Annotated in this window: 10 protein-coding genes; 2 read left to right on the top strand and 8 right to left on the bottom strand. The window is 74.3% G+C overall.

The genetic code is table 11. The annotated features are described in order from the left end of the window. The 5 genes from GY42_RS10465 to GY42_RS10445 all read right to left on the bottom strand — a co-directional run bounded on the left by GY42_RS10465 (nucleotide 1) and on the right by GY42_RS10445 (nucleotide 5,710). Nucleotides 1-981, bottom strand: a complete 981-nt coding sequence (locus GY42_RS10465) for a glutamate ABC transporter substrate-binding protein (protein ID WP_046529285.1) — start codon at nucleotides 979-981, stop codon at nucleotides 1-3. Continuing rightward, nucleotides 978-2,258, bottom strand: a complete 1,281-nt coding sequence (locus tag GY42_RS10460; RefSeq protein ID WP_046529284.1) for a hypothetical protein — start codon at nucleotides 2,256-2,258, stop codon at nucleotides 978-980. The genes GY42_RS10465 and GY42_RS10460 overlap by 4 nt, the downstream gene beginning before the upstream one ends. Beyond that, nucleotides 2,255-3,883, bottom strand: coding sequence for an AAA family ATPase (locus GY42_RS10455; protein ID WP_236686765.1), 1,629 nt, complete (start codon nucleotides 3,881-3,883; stop codon nucleotides 2,255-2,257). The genes GY42_RS10460 and GY42_RS10455 overlap by 4 nt, the downstream gene beginning before the upstream one ends. Further along, nucleotides 3,880-4,392, bottom strand: coding sequence for a hypothetical protein (locus tag GY42_RS10450; RefSeq protein WP_046529283.1), 513 nt, complete (start codon nucleotides 4,390-4,392; stop codon nucleotides 3,880-3,882). The genes GY42_RS10455 and GY42_RS10450 overlap by 4 nt, the downstream gene beginning before the upstream one ends. Before the next feature lie 100 nt (nucleotides 4,393-4,492). Next, a complete protein-coding gene (locus tag GY42_RS10445; protein ID WP_046529282.1) occupies nucleotides 4,493-5,710 on the bottom strand; it encodes a toxic anion resistance protein in 1,218 nt (405 codons plus the stop codon). Nucleotides 5,711-6,011: 301 nt separating this feature from the next. On the opposite strand from GY42_RS10445, the gene GY42_RS10440 reads away from it, so the two are divergent. Further along, entirely contained in the window at nucleotides 6,012-8,591 is a 2,580-nt protein-coding gene (locus tag GY42_RS10440; RefSeq protein ID WP_046529281.1) for an ATP-dependent Clp protease ATP-binding subunit, read from the top strand. A 91-nt stretch (nucleotides 8,592-8,682) separates the two neighbouring features. Here the strand turns inward: GY42_RS10440 and GY42_RS10435 are convergent, their stop codons facing one another. The 3 genes from GY42_RS10435 to GY42_RS10425 are packed head-to-tail and all read right to left on the bottom strand — an operon-like array spanning nucleotide 8,683 to nucleotide 12,685. Beyond that, nucleotides 8,683-10,758: a prolyl oligopeptidase family serine peptidase gene (locus GY42_RS10435; protein WP_269082313.1), complete on the bottom strand. Its 2,076-nt coding sequence runs from the start codon at nucleotides 10,756-10,758 to the stop codon at nucleotides 8,683-8,685. Between the two features lie 14 nt (nucleotides 10,759-10,772). Then, nucleotides 10,773-11,450 (bottom strand): response regulator transcription factor, encoded by a 678-nt coding sequence (locus GY42_RS10430; protein WP_046529279.1) that lies wholly within the window; start codon nucleotides 11,448-11,450, stop codon nucleotides 10,773-10,775. Next, entirely contained in the window at nucleotides 11,447-12,685 is a 1,239-nt protein-coding gene (locus GY42_RS10425; protein ID WP_046529278.1) for a sensor histidine kinase, read from the bottom strand. Before GY42_RS10425 ends, GY42_RS10430 begins: the two co-directional genes overlap by 4 nt. A 321-nt stretch (nucleotides 12,686-13,006) precedes the next feature. Here GY42_RS10425 and lanKC point away from each other — a divergent pair, with 321 nt between their 5' ends. After that, entirely contained in the window at nucleotides 13,007-15,643 is a 2,637-nt protein-coding gene (gene lanKC / locus GY42_RS10420) for a class III lanthionine synthetase LanKC (RefSeq protein WP_052748313.1), read from the top strand. Nucleotides 15,644-15,786 lie beyond the last annotated feature (143 nt).

Below are 15,786 nucleotides of genomic sequence, written 5' to 3'. Positions count from 1 at the left end.
TCACGAGCGCCCGTAGACGGACGCGGGCGGCGCCGGCGCGGGGCCGAGCGCCTCACCGAGCCACCGCTCGTACAGCGCGGCCCAGCGGCCGTCGGCCTTCATCGCGTCGAGCACGCCGTTGACGTACCGCACGAGGTCGACCTGGTCGGCCGCGACGCCCAGGCCGTACGGCTCGGCGCTGAACGCGTCGCCGACGACCTTGGCGTACGGGTCCTGCGCGACGAACCCCGCGAGCACCGTGTCGTCGCCCGTGATCGCGTCGACCCGGCCCTGCTGGAACAGCGCCAGGCACGCCGAGTGCGTGCGGGCGCCGACGGCCTCGACGTCGTAGTCGGCCAGCCGGTCGAGCGTCGTCGTGCCCTCGGGCGCGCACACCCGCTGACCCGACAGGTCGGTGATGCCGGTCGCGTCGGACTCGGTGCTGACGAGCACCTTCTGCCCGGCCTGCAGGTACTCCGCCGAGAACGCGATCTGCTGCCAGCGGTCGCAGTTCATGGTGAACGCGCGCGCCACGAGGTCGACCTCGTGGTCCTCGAGCACGCCGATGCGGTCGCCCGCGGTGATGACGCGGAACCGCACGGCGTCGGGGTCGCCCAGCAGCGCCGCGGCCACCTGCCGCGCGACGTCGACGTCGAAGCCCTCGATCGTGCCGGTGAACGGGTTGCGGGCGCCCATGCGCAGCGTGTCGGCGGACACGCCGACCAGGAGGTAGCCGCGGTCGCGGATCGCGGCCATGGTCGACCCGTCCGGGACCGAGCCGTCGCCCGGGGCGTACGAGGTCGTCGCGTCGTCGCACGTCACGGCCTGCGGCGCGGGCGACGCGGGCGGCGGCGCGGACGCCGTGCCGGACGCGGACACCGTCGCGCTGGTCGTGGGCGCGCAGCCCGCGAGCACCGCGAGCACCGCGACGACCGCCGCGGCGCGCGCGAGCCGGGGTCGGCGGCGCGCGACCGCCGCGTGCTGCGTGGTGCGTGCGCTCACCGGTACTCCTCCCGTCGGGGCCGCAGCCCGGTCCACGCGAGCACCGCGCCCGCACCTCCGACGGCCAGGAGCGCCCAGCCGAGCCACGCGCCCGCGGGCCGCAGCCCGTCGGCGACCTGCTGCCCGCCCGCGTCGACCGCGGCCGCGAGCGCGCCCGACAGCGCGTCGAACAGCGCGGGCGGTGCGCTCGGGTCGTCGCTCGTGACGAACGCGACCGCGCCGTCCCAGTCGCCGTCGTCGTCGCGCTGCCGGACCTCGTCGTGCGCCGCGACCCACGCGTCGAGCCGGTCCACGAGCGAGCCGTCCAGGCGCACGCCGTCGCGCGCGAGCGCGGTGCGCGCGTCGGCGACGTTCGCGCGGAACGTCTCCTCGTACGACGCGCCCGAGCCGCGGCGGATCAGCGTGAACGCCTCCTGCGAGCGGGCGTCGTTGACCAGCGCGAACGCCTGCGACGTCTGCACGGTCGCGCGGTACGCGTCGTCCCGCACCTGCGCGGCCCGTGCCCCCGCCCCACCGAGGACGGCGCCGCCGACCGCGCCGACCAGCACGACCGCGACGGTCGCCGCGACGAGCCCGACGTTGAACGTGCGGCGCGTGCGGCGCGCGACCCACACCTGCACGAGCGCCAGCACGACGAGCGCGAGCACGGCCACCGCGACGACCATCGGCGCCGCGAACCGGGCCGTCGCGATCTCGTCGTCCACCTGCTGCTGCTCGGCGGCGACGAGCGCGTCGAGCGCCGGCACGACGTCGTCGCGCAGCACGGCCGACGCCTCCTCGAGGTACGCCGACGCGACCGGGAAGCCCTGCCGGTTGTTCGCGCGCGCCTGCTCGACCAGCCCGGTGTACCGCGTGAGGTCCGCGCTCACCGCGGCGAGGCCGTCGGCGCCGTCGGGGCCCGTCGCGGCGAGCGACGTCAGCGCCTGCGCGCCCGCGTCGACGGCCGCGTCGTACCGCGTGCGCAGCTCGACCGGCTCGAGGCCGCCGACGAGGAACGCGGTCGTCGCGGCGGCGTCCGCGGCGACGAGCTGGTTGCGCGCGTCCTGCAGGCCGACGAGCTGTGCGGCCGCGTCGCGCGCGTCGTCGACCGCGAGCGACTGCGAGGACACCGCGAGCACGCCGAACAGCCCGGTCAGGGCGGTGACGACCGCCGCGAGCGCACCCCACGTGCGCAGGCCGCGGGGCGTCGAGCCCCAGCCGCTCGTGGGGTGCGGGGGCGGTGCGGTGGCGGGCGCGGTCGGGGCGGGTGGCGCCGCGGGGGACGCGGTCGTGGTCACGCGGGCTCCTCGGTGGGCTCGGAGTCGGTGCGGGGGGTGGTGCCGAGGGTGGATCGGCCCGGGTCGGCGCCCGGCGCGGCGGGGCCGTCCTCGTCGGGCGGGTCGGCGGGCGCGGCGTCGGCGCCCGGGACGGGCAGGTCGGGCGCGACGTCCTCGACGTCCGTCGCGAGGTCCTCGGGCAGGAGCGTGCGCAGCTGCTCGACGGTCGGCTCGGCGACGTCCCGCAGCCGCCACGCGTGCCGCAGCACCGCGCGGTCGAGCAGGTTGCGCGCGTACCGGCCGTTGCCGAAGCCCTCGTGCCGCGGCTGCGCGGCGACGATCTCCTCGAGCAGGTCGAGGCACGCGGGCGACGGCTCGAAGTCGGCGCGGCGCGCGGCGAGCGCGAAGATCTCGCGCAGCTGGCCGTCGGTGTAGTCGTCGAACGTGATGGTCGTCGCGAACCGCGACTCCAGGCCCGGGTTCGTCGCGAGGAACCGCGCCATCGGCAGCGGGTAGCCCGCGACGATGACGACGAGCTCGTCGCGGTGGTCCTCCATGTCCTTGACCAGCGTGTTGACGGCCTCGGTGCCGTACTGGTCGTCGGCCAGCGCGTACGCCTCGTCGATGAACAGCACGCCGCCGATCGCGCGCTGCACGACCTCGGTGGTCTTCGCGGCGGTCTGGCCGAGGTACCCGGCGACGAGCTCGGAGCGGTCGACCTCGACGAGGTGCCCCTGCGCGAGCAGCCCGAGCGCGCGGTACAGCCCGGCGACCAGGCGCGCGACGGTCGTCTTGCCGGTGCCCGGGTTGCCGACGAACACGAGGTGCCGCGTCAGCGAGGGACGGGCCAGGCCCGCGTCGGCGCGCAGCCGCTCGACGCGCAGCAGCTGCGCCTGCTGCCGGATCTCGCGCTTGACGCGGTCCAGGCCGACGAGCGCGTCGAGCTCCGCGAGCAGCTCGTCGTAGGTCTTCTCGGGCGGTGCGCCGCCCGCGTCGTCAGGCCTGGTCGCCTCGCCGACCGTGACCCCGGTCCTCGCCGCCGCGCCCACCTGGCCTGCCCCACCCCCGTGGGCGTGAGAGGTCGATCCAGCACCCCCGCCGGGTGCGGTCCCCCCACCCCCCTGGGCGTGAGAGGTCGATCCAGCACCCTCGCCGGGCACGCCCGCCCCGCCCCCCGGGGCGTGAGAGGTCGATCCAGCACCCGCGCCGGGACTCGTGATCACCGGGTCGGCCACCGCGACGCCCGCGGCCGCACGCTGCACCGCGGCGGTCACCGAGGCGGCCGCGACGACGCCGAGCGCGGGCGTGCCGAGGTCGCACGCGGCCGACGTGACGTGCGCGAGCGCGTCGGCGTACGCCCCGGCGTGCGGCGACCGTGCCGTGGTCAGCGACGTCAGCAGGTCGGTCGGTGCGTGCCGCCACCGGCGCGCCGACCCGGCCGCCGTGAAGAACGCCGTGAGGTCGTCCGGGTCGCGGGCCGTCGCGGCGAGCCACGCCGACGCGGCGCCGGGCGCGGACTCGGCGACCGCGGCGGCCAGCCGCTCGCCCTCGTCGTGCACCGCACCCGCGCCGAGGCCCGCCGCGGTGCCGGCCGCGACGAGCGCGTCCAGGGCCTCGGCCAGGGTGGCCGTCACCGGCTCGGTCACGGCGCCCCCGCCCCGGGCACGTCGAGCGACGACTGCCCGAACTTCTCGGCGAGGAACTCGCCGTGCGCGACCAGCGCCTGCGCGTCGGCGCGGTACACCGCGTCGGAGATCTTCTCGAGCGTGACCGCGAGCAGGTCGAGCTGGTCGCACAGCACCATGAGCGACGTCCGCCCGCGCGAGACCACGCGTCGGTCCGCGAAGTCGCGCGGCAGCCGCAGGTACCCGTCGACGGCCTCGGGCAGGTAGCTCGTCGCGGTCGCGACGACCGTGTACGCCTGCCGGTCCCCGACGCCGAACCGGTCGAGCCGCGGCACCATGTCCTCGACCGTGCCCGTGATGCGGTGCACGCGCGCGGTGACCGCGGCGGGCACGCGGCCCTCGATGCGCGCCTCGACGTCGCGCACGGCCGTCGCGATCTGCTCGGCCGTGGGCACCGGGTCCTCCTCGACGACGACGGCCGGGCGCGCGCGCCCGAGCAGGCGCGCCACGAGGTCGCCCAGCGCGCTCATCGCCCGACCCCCGTCCCGCTCGTCGTGCTCATCCGTCCGCCCGCCGCCGTGACCGCTGCCGTGACCGTCGCCGGGCTCGCCCCCGTGCGCGTCGGCCGCGTCAGCGCAGGCCCAGGTCGAGCGAGCCGCTCGACGCGTCCGTGCCGTCCGACCGCGACACGCGGTCCAGGTACTGCTTGGCCTTCGCGGTCTCGGTCTCGAGCACGCCGACGGTCTGCGCCATCGAGTCCAGCGCCTGCACCTTGAACGTGTCGATCGAGTCCATCGCGGCGAACACGTCGGCGAACGACTGCTGCAGCTGCGGCAGCCCGATCGTCGCGCTCGCGGCCTGCTGCTGGATCGTCACCGACTGCTCGCGCAGCATCTTCGACGTCGACGCGATCATGTTCGACGTCGTGGTGTTGAGCGCCGAGATCTGGTCGAGCACGAGCTTCTGGTTGTTGAGGGCCTGCGCGACCAGCACCGCGGTGCGCAGGGCCGCGACGGTCGTGGTCGTCGCGCGGTCGACGCCCTTGATGAGCTCGACGTTGTTCTTGATGATGATGTCGATCGCGAGGTAGCCCTGGATCGACACCGCGAGCTGCGTGAGCAGGTCCTGGTGCTTCTGCCGCACGTAGAACAGCACGTCCTCGCGCAGCGCCCGCGCACGCTCGGGGTCGGTCGCCTCGGCCTGCGCGATCTTCGCGGAGAGCTGCGCGTCGAGCGCGCTCGCGACGTAGATGTACTGGTTGAGCCGGCCCATGGTGTCCCACAGGTGCTGCTTCTCGAGGTTGAGCGCCGCGTTGTCCTTGCGCAGCTCGTCCTGCCCCCGGTACAGCGCCTTGACGATCGCGTCGATCTGCTTCTGCGAGCTCTCGTAGCGGCGGAAGTAGTCGGTCAACGATTCGCCGAACGGCAGGAACCCGAGCAGCTTGCGCCCGACCGTCTTCTCCGACGGGTCGAGGTCCTCGACCGTGCGGCGCAGGTCCATGAGCGACTTGCCGACCTGCGACGTGCCCGACACGCCGCCCTCGCGCAGCTCACGCACCGGCACCTGCAGCAGCCGGTTCGACGTGTCCGCCGCCTGGCGGATGTCGGTGTCGCCCATGAGGCGCACGTCGTCGCCCTTGGCCGCGAACTCCGGCGAGCCCGCCTGCACGGCGTCCAGGCCCGCGAGGTACGCCGCGACCTTCGCGTCCAGGCCCGGCAGCGCGGCCGGGTCGACGCGCGGCGCCATCGCGGGCGCGTCGGTCGCCGCGACGGGCGCGACGGGCGCGGGCGCCTCGAGCGCGAACGCGGCGCTGGGCGCGGGCGGCTGCAGGGGGCTGGGCTCGCTCATGCTGGTCCTCCGGGAGCGCGGGCTGCGCGGCGCCGCCTGACGTGACGGTCCAGGTCAACGTACCGGACGGGGGTCCGGCGAGAACGGGAACGTCCGGCGTGCGGGCACGGTTCCCCCGGCGGCCTCGCCACCGCGCGCCCGGGCGCGCCGGGAGCGTCCCTGGCGGGCCTCTCCGCCTGCGGCGAACACGGGACGTCCGGGAGGTACCCCGCCGTTAGCATCGAAACACGCCGCTCTGCCGGCTCCGTGCGCACCACCGACGCACGGCGCCGCCGGGGCACGCCGCTCGTGAGGAGTGCACATGTTCGAGAGATTCACGGACCGAGCCCGTCGCGTGGTCGTCCTCGCCCAGGAAGAGGCGCGGATGCTCAACCACAACTACATCGGCACCGAGCACATCCTCCTGGGCCTGATCCACGAGGGTGAGGGTGTCGCGGCCAAGGCCCTGGAGTCGCTCGGCATCTCCCTGGAGGCGGTCCGCGCCCAGGTGCAGGAGATCATCGGCGAGGGCCAGCAGGCGCCGAGCGGGCACATCCCGTTCACGCCGCGCGCGAAGAAGGTGCTGGAGCTGTCGCTGCGCGAGGCGCTGCAGCTCGGCCACAACTACATCGGCACCGAGCACATCCTGCTCGGGCTCATCCGCGAGGGCGAGGGCGTCGCCGCCCAGGTCCTCAACAAGCTCGGCGCCGACCTCAACCGCGTGCGCCAGCAGGTCATCCAGCTCGTCTCGGGCTACCAGGGCAAGGAGCCGGTCGCCTCGGGCGGCCCGGCGGAGGGCCAGCCGTCCGGCTCGGCCGTGCTCGACCAGTTCGGCCGCAACCTCACGCAGGCGGCCCGCGACGGCAAGCTCGACCCGGTCATCGGGCGCGAGAAGGAGATCGAGCGGGTCATGCAGGTGCTGTCCCGCCGCACCAAGAACAACCCGGTGCTGATCGGTGAGCCCGGCGTCGGCAAGACCGCCGTCGTCGAGGGCCTCGCGCAGGACATCGTCCGCGGCGACGTCCCCGAGACGCTCAAGGACAAGCAGCTCTACACGCTCGACCTCGGCGCGCTGGTCGCCGGCTCGCGCTACCGCGGCGACTTCGAGGAGCGCCTGAAGAAGGTCCTCAAGGAGATCCGCACGCGCGGCGACATCATCCTGTTCATCGACGAGATCCACACGCTCGTCGGTGCGGGCGCCGCCGAGGGCGCGATCGACGCCGCGTCGATCCTCAAGCCCATGCTCGCGCGCGGCGAGCTGCAGACCATCGGCGCGACCACGCTCGACGAGTACCGCAAGTACGTCGAGAAGGACCCGGCCCTGGAGCGGCGCTTCCAGCCGATCCAGGTCTCCGAGCCGAACCTGCAGCACGCGATCGAGATCCTCAAGGGGCTGCGCGACCGCTACGAGGCGCACCACCGCGTGTCCATCACGGACTCCGCGCTCGTCGCCGCGGCCACGCTCGCCGACCGGTACGTCAACGACCGGTTCCTGCCGGACAAGGCGATCGACCTGGTCGACGAGGCCGGTGCGCGTCTGCGGATCCGCCGCATGACGGCCCCGCCGGAGCTGCGCGAGCTCGACGAGCAGATCGCCGAGACTCGTCGCGACAAGGAGTCCGCGATCGACGAGCAGGACTTCGAGAAGGCCGCGCGCCTGCGCGACGAGGAGAAGCAGCTCGGGCTCAAGCGCGCCGAGAAGGAGAAGGCCTGGAAGAACGGCGACCTGGACGCCGTCGCCGAGGTCGACGAGGAGCTCATCGCCGAGGTGCTGGCCAACGCCACGGGCATCCCGGTGTTCAAGCTCACCGAGGAGGAGTCCAGCCGGCTGCTCCACATGGAGGAGAACCTGCACAAGCGGGTCGTCGGCCAGGACGCCGCCATCAAGGCGCTGTCGCAGGCCATCCGCCGCACGCGCGCGGGCCTCAAGGACCCCAAGCGCCCCGGTGGGTCGTTCATCTTCGCGGGCCCCACGGGCGTCGGGAAGACCGAGCTGGCCAAGGCGCTCGCCGAGTTCCTCTTCGGGGACGAGGACGCGCTGATCCAGCTCGACATGTCGGAGTTCTCCGAGAAGCACACCGTCTCGCGGCTCTTCGGCTCGCCCCCCGGGTACGTCGGGTACGACGAGGGCGGTCAGCTCACCGAGAAGGTGCGCCGCCGGCCGTTCTCCGTCGTGCTGTTCGACGAGGTCGAGAAGGCCCACGCGGACATCTTCAACTCGCTGCTGCAGATCCTCGAGGACGGTCGACTGACCGACTCGCAGGGCCGCGTGGTCGACTTCAAGAACACCGTCATCATCATGACCACGAACCTCGGCACGCGGGACATCGCCAAGGGCGTCATGACCGGCTTCCAGGCCGGCGGCGACCTGTCGACGTCGTACGAGCGCATGAAGGCCAAGGTCAACGACGAGCTCAAGACGCACTTCCGTCCCGAGTTCCTCAACCGCGTCGACGACGTGGTGGTCTTCCCGCAGCTCTCGCAGCCGGAGATCTTCGCGATCGTCGACCTGATGATCGCCAAGCTCGACAAGCGTCTGCGCGACAAGGACATGGGCATCGAGCTCACGCCCGCCGCGAAGAAGCTGCTGTCGGAGAAGGGCTACGACCCGGTGCTCGGCGCCCGGCCGCTGCGCCGCGCGATCCAGCGGGAGATCGAGGACACGCTGTCCGAGAAGATCCTGTTCGGCGAGCTCAAGGGCGGCGAGCTGGTGGTCGTCGACGCCGAGGGCGAGGGCCTGCTCGGGGAGTTCACGTTCCGTGGCGTGCCGCGCGGCACGCAGGACAAGGAGCCGGTCGCCGTGGGTGCGTCGTCCGGCACGCCGGGCTCCGGCACCGACGTCCCGCCCGCACCGCCCGCGGCCAGCCGCGGCGACGCCGGCACGGGTCTCGCCCCCGCCTGACCCACCCCGCACCACCGACGGCCCCGGTCCCCTCGCGCGAGGGGACCGGGGCCGTCGTCGTGCCGACGGGAGGCTCACACCGCCGGCCGGCTCACCGCCCGTCGGTCGACCCCCCGAGCTTCAGCACGCGGGTGACCCAGACCAGCTCGGTCGCCGCCTTCGCGACGTTGTCCTGCCACGCACCGGCACCCGTGTGTCCGCCGGGCAGCGCCAGCAGCAGGACCGGCCCACCGTCCGTGTCGTGCCGCGCGCGCTGCACCCACTTGAGGCACTCGACGGCCGCGACCCGGCTGTCCGCACGACGGCACGTCACCAGCACCGGTGGCAGGCGCACGCCCGGCCGCAGGTTCTCGTAGGGGGAGTAGGCGCGCATCGCGGCGAGCACCGCCGGGTCCGTCCCAGGGTCGCCCCACTCATGGCGGTCGCTCACCGTCAGCGCCTGCTCGGGGTCGAGCATCGACGTGACCGGGTCGAGGAACGGCACGTCCAGCACCGCACCGGCGAACCGGTGCGGAGCGGACGTGAGCGCCGCCCCCATGAGGAGCCCGCCGGCGCTCGCCCCGCTCAGCACGACCCGGTCGGCGTCCGCCACGCCGCACGCCACGAGGTGGTCGAGGCAGGCCAGGAGGTCGTCGACGCTGCGCCGCTTGCGGGTGCCACGGGCCGCGTCGTGCCACGCGCGGCCGCGCTCGCCGCCACCGCGCACGTGCGCCACGGCGTACACGCCGCCGCGATCCAGCAGGTGGCGCAGCATCGGGTTGTACCGCGCAGGGACGGACGTGCCGTACGCGCCGTAGCCGCTCAGGAGGAGGGGGGCCGGCCCGGTCGTCGCGCGGTGGCGCACGACCGTCACGGGCACGCGCGTGCCGTCGTCGGCGGACGCCTCGAGCACCTCCTCGACGTACTCCACCGCGGGCCGTGGGGCACCACCCCGGCGGCGTGGGGCGGGTGCCCGCAGCGGCACGCGACGGGCGGCAGGCGGCTGCACGTACGAGGCGGGTGACGCGATGAGGTCGTCGTCGTCCCACTGCGGCTGGACCGCGAGCGTCAGACCGGTGCCCGCCCCGACCAGGTCGAGGGGCGCGAGATCGAGCCGAGGGGGATCGCCGGCCGTCCACCGCCCCGCGAGCAGGACGTCACGGCCGTCCCGCCTGCTCGACACGAGCACGTGGTCGCGCAGCGCGAGCGGCGTGGACACCGTCACCTCCGGCCCCCAGCGGGCGACCTCGTGCCACGCGTCGGCAGGTGCGGGCCGGCCACCGCGCAGCGCCCCGACACGGCACACCGTCCCCGCCGCGCCCACGGTCGTCACGATGAGGTGGTCGGCACCGTCGACGACGACGTGGGCCACGGACCCGCGCCCGGGCGGCGTCGGCACGGCACGGGCGACCGCCTGCGCGTCGCGCGCGTCGACGACGGTGTGCCGGGCGTCGTCACGCGTCGCGCTCGTGACGACGAGCCAGCCGCCCGACGTCGTCAGCTCCACCCGCACGCGCCGGGCCGGGTCGTGCTCGTCGTGCAGCGTGGAGCCGGCGCCGCCCTCGAGGGGCACGCGGACCGCGGTGGCGGGGCGGTGCGCCCCGTCCAGCCGGACCGCCACCACGTGCCCGGCGCCGTCGATCACGACACCCGCGCTCGTCCTCTCCACCAGCGTGCGGACCCGTTCAGGGTCGGCCGTGCCGGTCGGCGCGGCCCGCACGGTGTACGCCTCGGCACCCGTGGCGTCCTGCGTCCACGCGACCCACCGGCCGCACGCGCTGATCTGCACCGTGCCGAGGGTGACGTCCTCGCCCGCGAGCAGGTGCCCGAGGTCCGTGAGGGTCCGGCCGCGGGACTCGACCTCCCCCACGGACGGCACGTGGTCGCCGTCGACAGCGTCACGTGGCATCGCGACGATCCGGGGGTACCGCCCGCCGTGGCCGACGGCCGGCGCGAGCCACAGGTCGCCGCGCCGCTGGGGGAGGCCGAGCTCGGCGCGCACGGCGTCCCGCCCGTGGCCCGCCGCGAGCGCCTCGGCCTCGGCGGCGAGCGGAGCGAGCGCCGCGGCCGCGTGCCGTGTCTCCGCGTCGAGGACGTCCGCGAGTCCCGGGGCGCTGCGCAACCACTCGTAAGGGTCCGACCAGCTCACGCCGAGGACCGTCCGCACGTCGTCGTGACGCTCGCACACGGGCGGCGACGCCGTCACCGCGCCGCCTCCGTGCGCTGCTGGTCGGCCCGGGACGCGAGGCCGGTCGTGAACGCCCAGACCACGATCTGCAGGCGGCCCTGCAGCCCGAGCTTGCTGCCGATGTTGCTGACGTGCGCCTTCACGGTGGACACCTCGAGGCCGAGGGCCGTCGCGACCTCCCGGTTGCACGACCCCTTGGCGAGCTCGCGGACGACCTCCAGCTCGCGCGCCGACAACGGGTGGTCCGGGACGGGACGTTCGCGCGCACGACGGCGGGCGAACTCGGCCACCAGCCGGGGCGTCAGGTCCCTCGCGACCGCGCAGCCGCCGCGAGCGACGACGCGCACCGCCTCCGCGAGCTCGTCCGGGTCGGCGTCCTTGAGGAAGAACCCGGACGCACCGAGGTCGAGCGCGGTGAACAGGTAGTCGTCGACGTCGAACGTCGTCATGACCACGACCTTCGGACGGTGCTGCTCGGAGGTGCGCAGCACGCGCGTGGCCTGCAGGCCACCGCCCTCGGGCATGCGCACGTCCATGAGGACCACGTCGGGGCGCAGCCGCTGCGCCTGGACCACGGCGTCGCGCCCCGACTCGGCCTGGCCGACGACCTGGATGCCGTCCGCGGCGTCGAGGAACGTCGACAGCCCGTACCTGATGAGCGGTTGGTCGTCGGCGACGAGGACGCGGATCATGGGCTCTCCATCTCGGGCGGTGCGGGCAGGTGTGCGCGGACGCGCCACCCTCCTGCGACGGTCGGTCCGGCCTCGAGCGACCCGCCGACCAGCGCGACGCGCTCGTGCATCCCGGTCAGCCCGAGACGTTGGCCGCCGCCCGTGCCGGGGTGCCGCGGCGGTCCGTTGGTGATCTCGAGGGTCAGCGCGTCCACGGTCCGACGCACCACCACCTCGACGTCGCTGAGGGGCGCGTGGCGGGCCACGTTGCTCACGGACTCCTGGACGATCCGGTACCCCGCGAGCTGGACGGCGTCCGGCAGCGACCGCAGGTCGCCCTCGGTGGCCAGGCGCGCCGCCCCGAGCGCGTGCTCGAGCCCCTTCAGGAGCTCGCCGACGGTGTCGAGGCTGTGCACGGGTGGCGTCTCCGAGGCGTCGGTACGCAGGATCGTGACCGTGTGGCGCAGGCTCGTGAGGGCGCGCCGACCGTGCGAGACGACCGCCTCGAGCGCGGCGTCGCGCAGGGTGGGGTCGTCGTGCGAGAGGGCCAGGCGACCCTGGACGACGACGGTGGTCAGGTGGTGGGCAGCCACGTCGTGGAGCTCGCGGGCCATGCGATGGCGCTCGGCCTCGACCGCGTCGACGGTCGCGCGTTCCTGCTCGTGGCGCGACCGGGCGAGCTCGTCGAGCATCTGCCGCTGCCGCAGCCGGTGCTGCGCGACCAGCTGCCCGACGGACATGCACACGACGTACGTGAGCACGATGTTGAGCAGCGGTCCCGCGAACGCGTAGGTGTCCTGCACCGTGATGAGGTCGTGCTGCAGCAGGAGGCCGAACTGCACGGCCGCCTCGACCAGCACGCCCGTGACCGCGAGCGTCGTGCGCAGCGCGGGCTGGGCGTGCAGGCCCAGGGCGACGATCGCGGCGAGGTAGGCGGGCGTCACGGAACCCGTCCTGCTGGAGGTCACGACCATGAGCACGCACGTGCCGGCGAGCGTCGGGAGGAAGCACCAGGCGGGGCGGCGTGCGCGCGCCGTGAGAGCGACGGTCTGGGCGGCGCACACCAGGACGACCACCGTCAGCTGGAGCCACAGATCAGCACCCGTGTCCGCCCCCGCGCTGCGGGACGCGACAGTCACGACGAGCGTCGCGTACACGAGGCTCGCGGCGCCGACGGCGAGCGGCAGCGCGTGCCTGCGGGCGGCTGACGCCGCCCGGGCAGGCTCGACGGCGCGCCTCTCCTGCCGTTCGAGCATCCGTGCTCCCCGCTGCCTGCGCGGCCCCCTGACCGAGCGCGCCCAGTGTGGCAGCCGGTGCCGGGGTGCGTCACGCACCGCACGGTGCACCCCGACCTCCGACGGATCGTCCGCTCGTCCTTTGGTCGGAGCGCACCGTCCTCCCGCCGACACGCGCCCTGCTGCGATGCGCGCCGCTGACCTGCGGCGTCGTGCCGTGACGACGGATCCGCGCGCAGGTGGGGCCTCGTCACGGGCTCCGGGAGAGGCGTTGACCGCGACGTGGACGCGCTGGTGGTCTTCGCTCGCCGCCCGGCGACGACGAGGACCTGAGGAGACCCGGTGGACACGAAGTACCTCGAGTACTGCTACGCCGACCCGAAGTTCTACGACCTGCCGCTGTCGCGGCCCGCGCCCGGCAACGGGGTCACGCCGTACCGCCTGCACCCCGACCTCGACTGGGACGCGTGGCGCCGCGAGGTCACCGGCGGCTGGCTGCACGTCGTCCCGGCGGGTGAGCCCACGCTGCCGCGCCAGGGCTGGAAGGTGCACTGCTCGGCCACGACCGGCAACGCCCAGGACCTGCTGCTGCAGATCTCGGCCTACTGCCACGCGCACCGCGTCGCGTTCAAGCACCTGCCGACGTCGTCCGAGCTGGTGCGCAGCAACCTCAAGTACGCGGGACGCGGTGGCAGCGGCAAGTTCGTCACCATCTACCCGCGCGACGACGACGAGTGCCACCGCGTGCTCGAGGACCTCGACGCGCTGGTCGGCGGGGCGGACGGACCGTACATCCTCAGCGACCTGCGCTGGCGCGAAGGTCCCCTGTACCTGCGGTACGGCGGGTTCGCGTTCGACCTCGTGCGCAGCGAGGGGGACGAGCTCGTCCCGGCGATCCAGGCGCCCGACGGCTCGCTCGTGCCCGACGACCGCTCACCCGTGTTCCGCCCGCCGTCGTGGGTCGAGCTGCCGGCGTTCGTGCGTGAGCAGCAGGAGCTGATGGGTGGGGCGCAGCGACCGGAGTCGTTCCGGTACGAGGTGCTCGAGGCGCTGCACTTCTCGAACGGTGGCGGCATCTACCGGGCCCGCTCGCTCGACGACGGCCGCGAGGTCGTGCTCAAGGAGGCGCGCCCGCATGCCGGCCTGACGCCCGACGGCCGCGACGCCGTCGTGCGGCTCGAGCGCGAGCTGGCGATGCTCCGCCGCTTCGCGGACGTCCCGGCGGTCGTCGACGCGGTCGAGCACGTCGTGGAGGGCGGACACCACTTCCTCGTCGAGGAGCTGGTCCAGGGGCAGACCCTGAACAAGGAGATGGTCATGCGCACGCCGCTCGTGCGTGGCGACGAGACCCGCGCCGACCGGCTCGCCTACCGCGACTGGGTCGTCGGGGTCGTCGACCAGGTCGAGGAGACGCTCGACGTGCTGCACGCGCGCGGCGTGGTGTTCGGCGACCTGCACCCCAACAACCTCGTCCTGCAGCCCGACGGGCGGGTCCGGTTCATCGACTTCGAGATGGCCTACGAGGTCGGGGAGACGGGGGTCGCGCCCGCCGGCGCGCCCGGGTACATGCCGCCGGACGGCCGAACCGGGGTCCGCGCGGACCGCTACTCGCTGGCGTGCCTGCGCCTCGGCATGCTGCTGCCGCTCACCGTCCTGGTGCCGCTCGACGAGCACAAGCTCGAGCACCTCGTGTCCCGCGTGCAGGAGATGTTCGAGCTCGACGACGACTACTGCCGCGCGATCGTGCGGGACGCCGCGACCGACCTCCCCGGCCGCCCCGAGAGCCGGTGGGTGGCGCGTGCGCGGGACGTCGTCCGGCGGTGGGACGTCGCGACGCCGCAGGGCGCCCGCGACGTGTCGGCGATGATCGGGCGGGGGATCTGGGAGCAGCGCACGCTGGAGCGGCGCGACAGGGCGTTCCCGGGGGACATCCGGCAGTTCAGCGAGAGCGCGCTCGGGATCGCGCACGGCGCGTGCGGCGTCCTCCTCGCGTCGCCCGCCGAACCCGCGCTGCAGGACGAGGTCCTGGAGTGGGTCCTCGACGGCGTGGACGGGCCGCAGGTCGCACCCGGCTTCTACGACGGGGTCACCGGGGTCGCCTACACCGCGCGCAAGCTCGGGCGGCACGACGTCGCGGACGCACTCGTCCGGCGCGTCGCCGAGTCGCGGCTCGAGGGGCTGACGTCCGACCTCTACGGCGGGCTCGCGGGCATCGGCTGCTTCCTGCTGGCCGAGCTCGAGGAGCACCCCGACGTCCGCACGGCCGAGGCGCTCGAGCGGGTCCGCTCCGAGCTGGCCGCGCGGCTCCTGGTGCCGCCGTCGCACATCCACGCGGTGAACGGCGTGAGCACGGTCGAGACCGGTCGAGGCGGCCTGATGTGGGGGCTGACCGGGCAGGCCCTGTTCTGGCTGCGCAGCTACGAGCGCTCGCAGGACCCGCTCGACCTCGAGCGCGCGACCGTCACGCTCCAGCAGGACGTGGACCTGCTCGTGACGTGCGTCGACGGCAGCCTCCAGCTCAACGAGGGATGGCGCACCCTGCCGTACCTGGGGTCGGGGTCCGCGGGCGTCGGACTCGTGCTCGCCCGCGCGCTGCGGCACGTCGAGCGACCCGGGTGGCGCGACGTGCTGGCGGGCGTCGAGCGGGCCGTGCGCCCCGAGTTCGTCGTGCAGTCGAACATGCTGAACGGCCGGGCCGGGTTCGTGACGTACCTCGGGCGCACGGTGGCCGAGGGCGTGGCCGGGCCGGACGCGCCCGGGCTGCTCGGTCGGCTCGTCCACCAGCTCGGGCTCTACGCGATCGTCCACGGCACGGGCGTGCACTTCCCCGGCGAGCAGGTGATGCGGCTCTCGACCGACTGGGCGACGGGATCGGCGGGGGTGCGCGACGTCCTCGACGGCTACGCGAGCCACCTCGAGGAAGGCGGGTGGGCGCCCGGTTCGGTGCCCCTGCTCGGCCTCGACGACCTCTACCGGTGACGCGGCGTCGCCGGGACCGGACCAGGGGAGGGGGTGAGAGACATGAACGGATTCGTCCTCGAGCTGCAGGCGTCGTCCGTCGAGCGCGCGTCGACGCGTGGGCTCAGCACGACGTCGAACTGGCTCTGCTACAGCACGACCAG

It is taken from the genome of Cellulomonas sp. FA1 (assembly GCF_000986825.1).
Taxonomy (GTDB): Bacteria; Actinomycetota; Actinomycetes; order Actinomycetales; family Cellulomonadaceae; genus Cellulomonas; species Cellulomonas iranensis.
The sequence above is the reverse complement of the archived record's forward strand: the minus strand, read 5'-3'. Positions and strand labels throughout refer to the sequence as shown.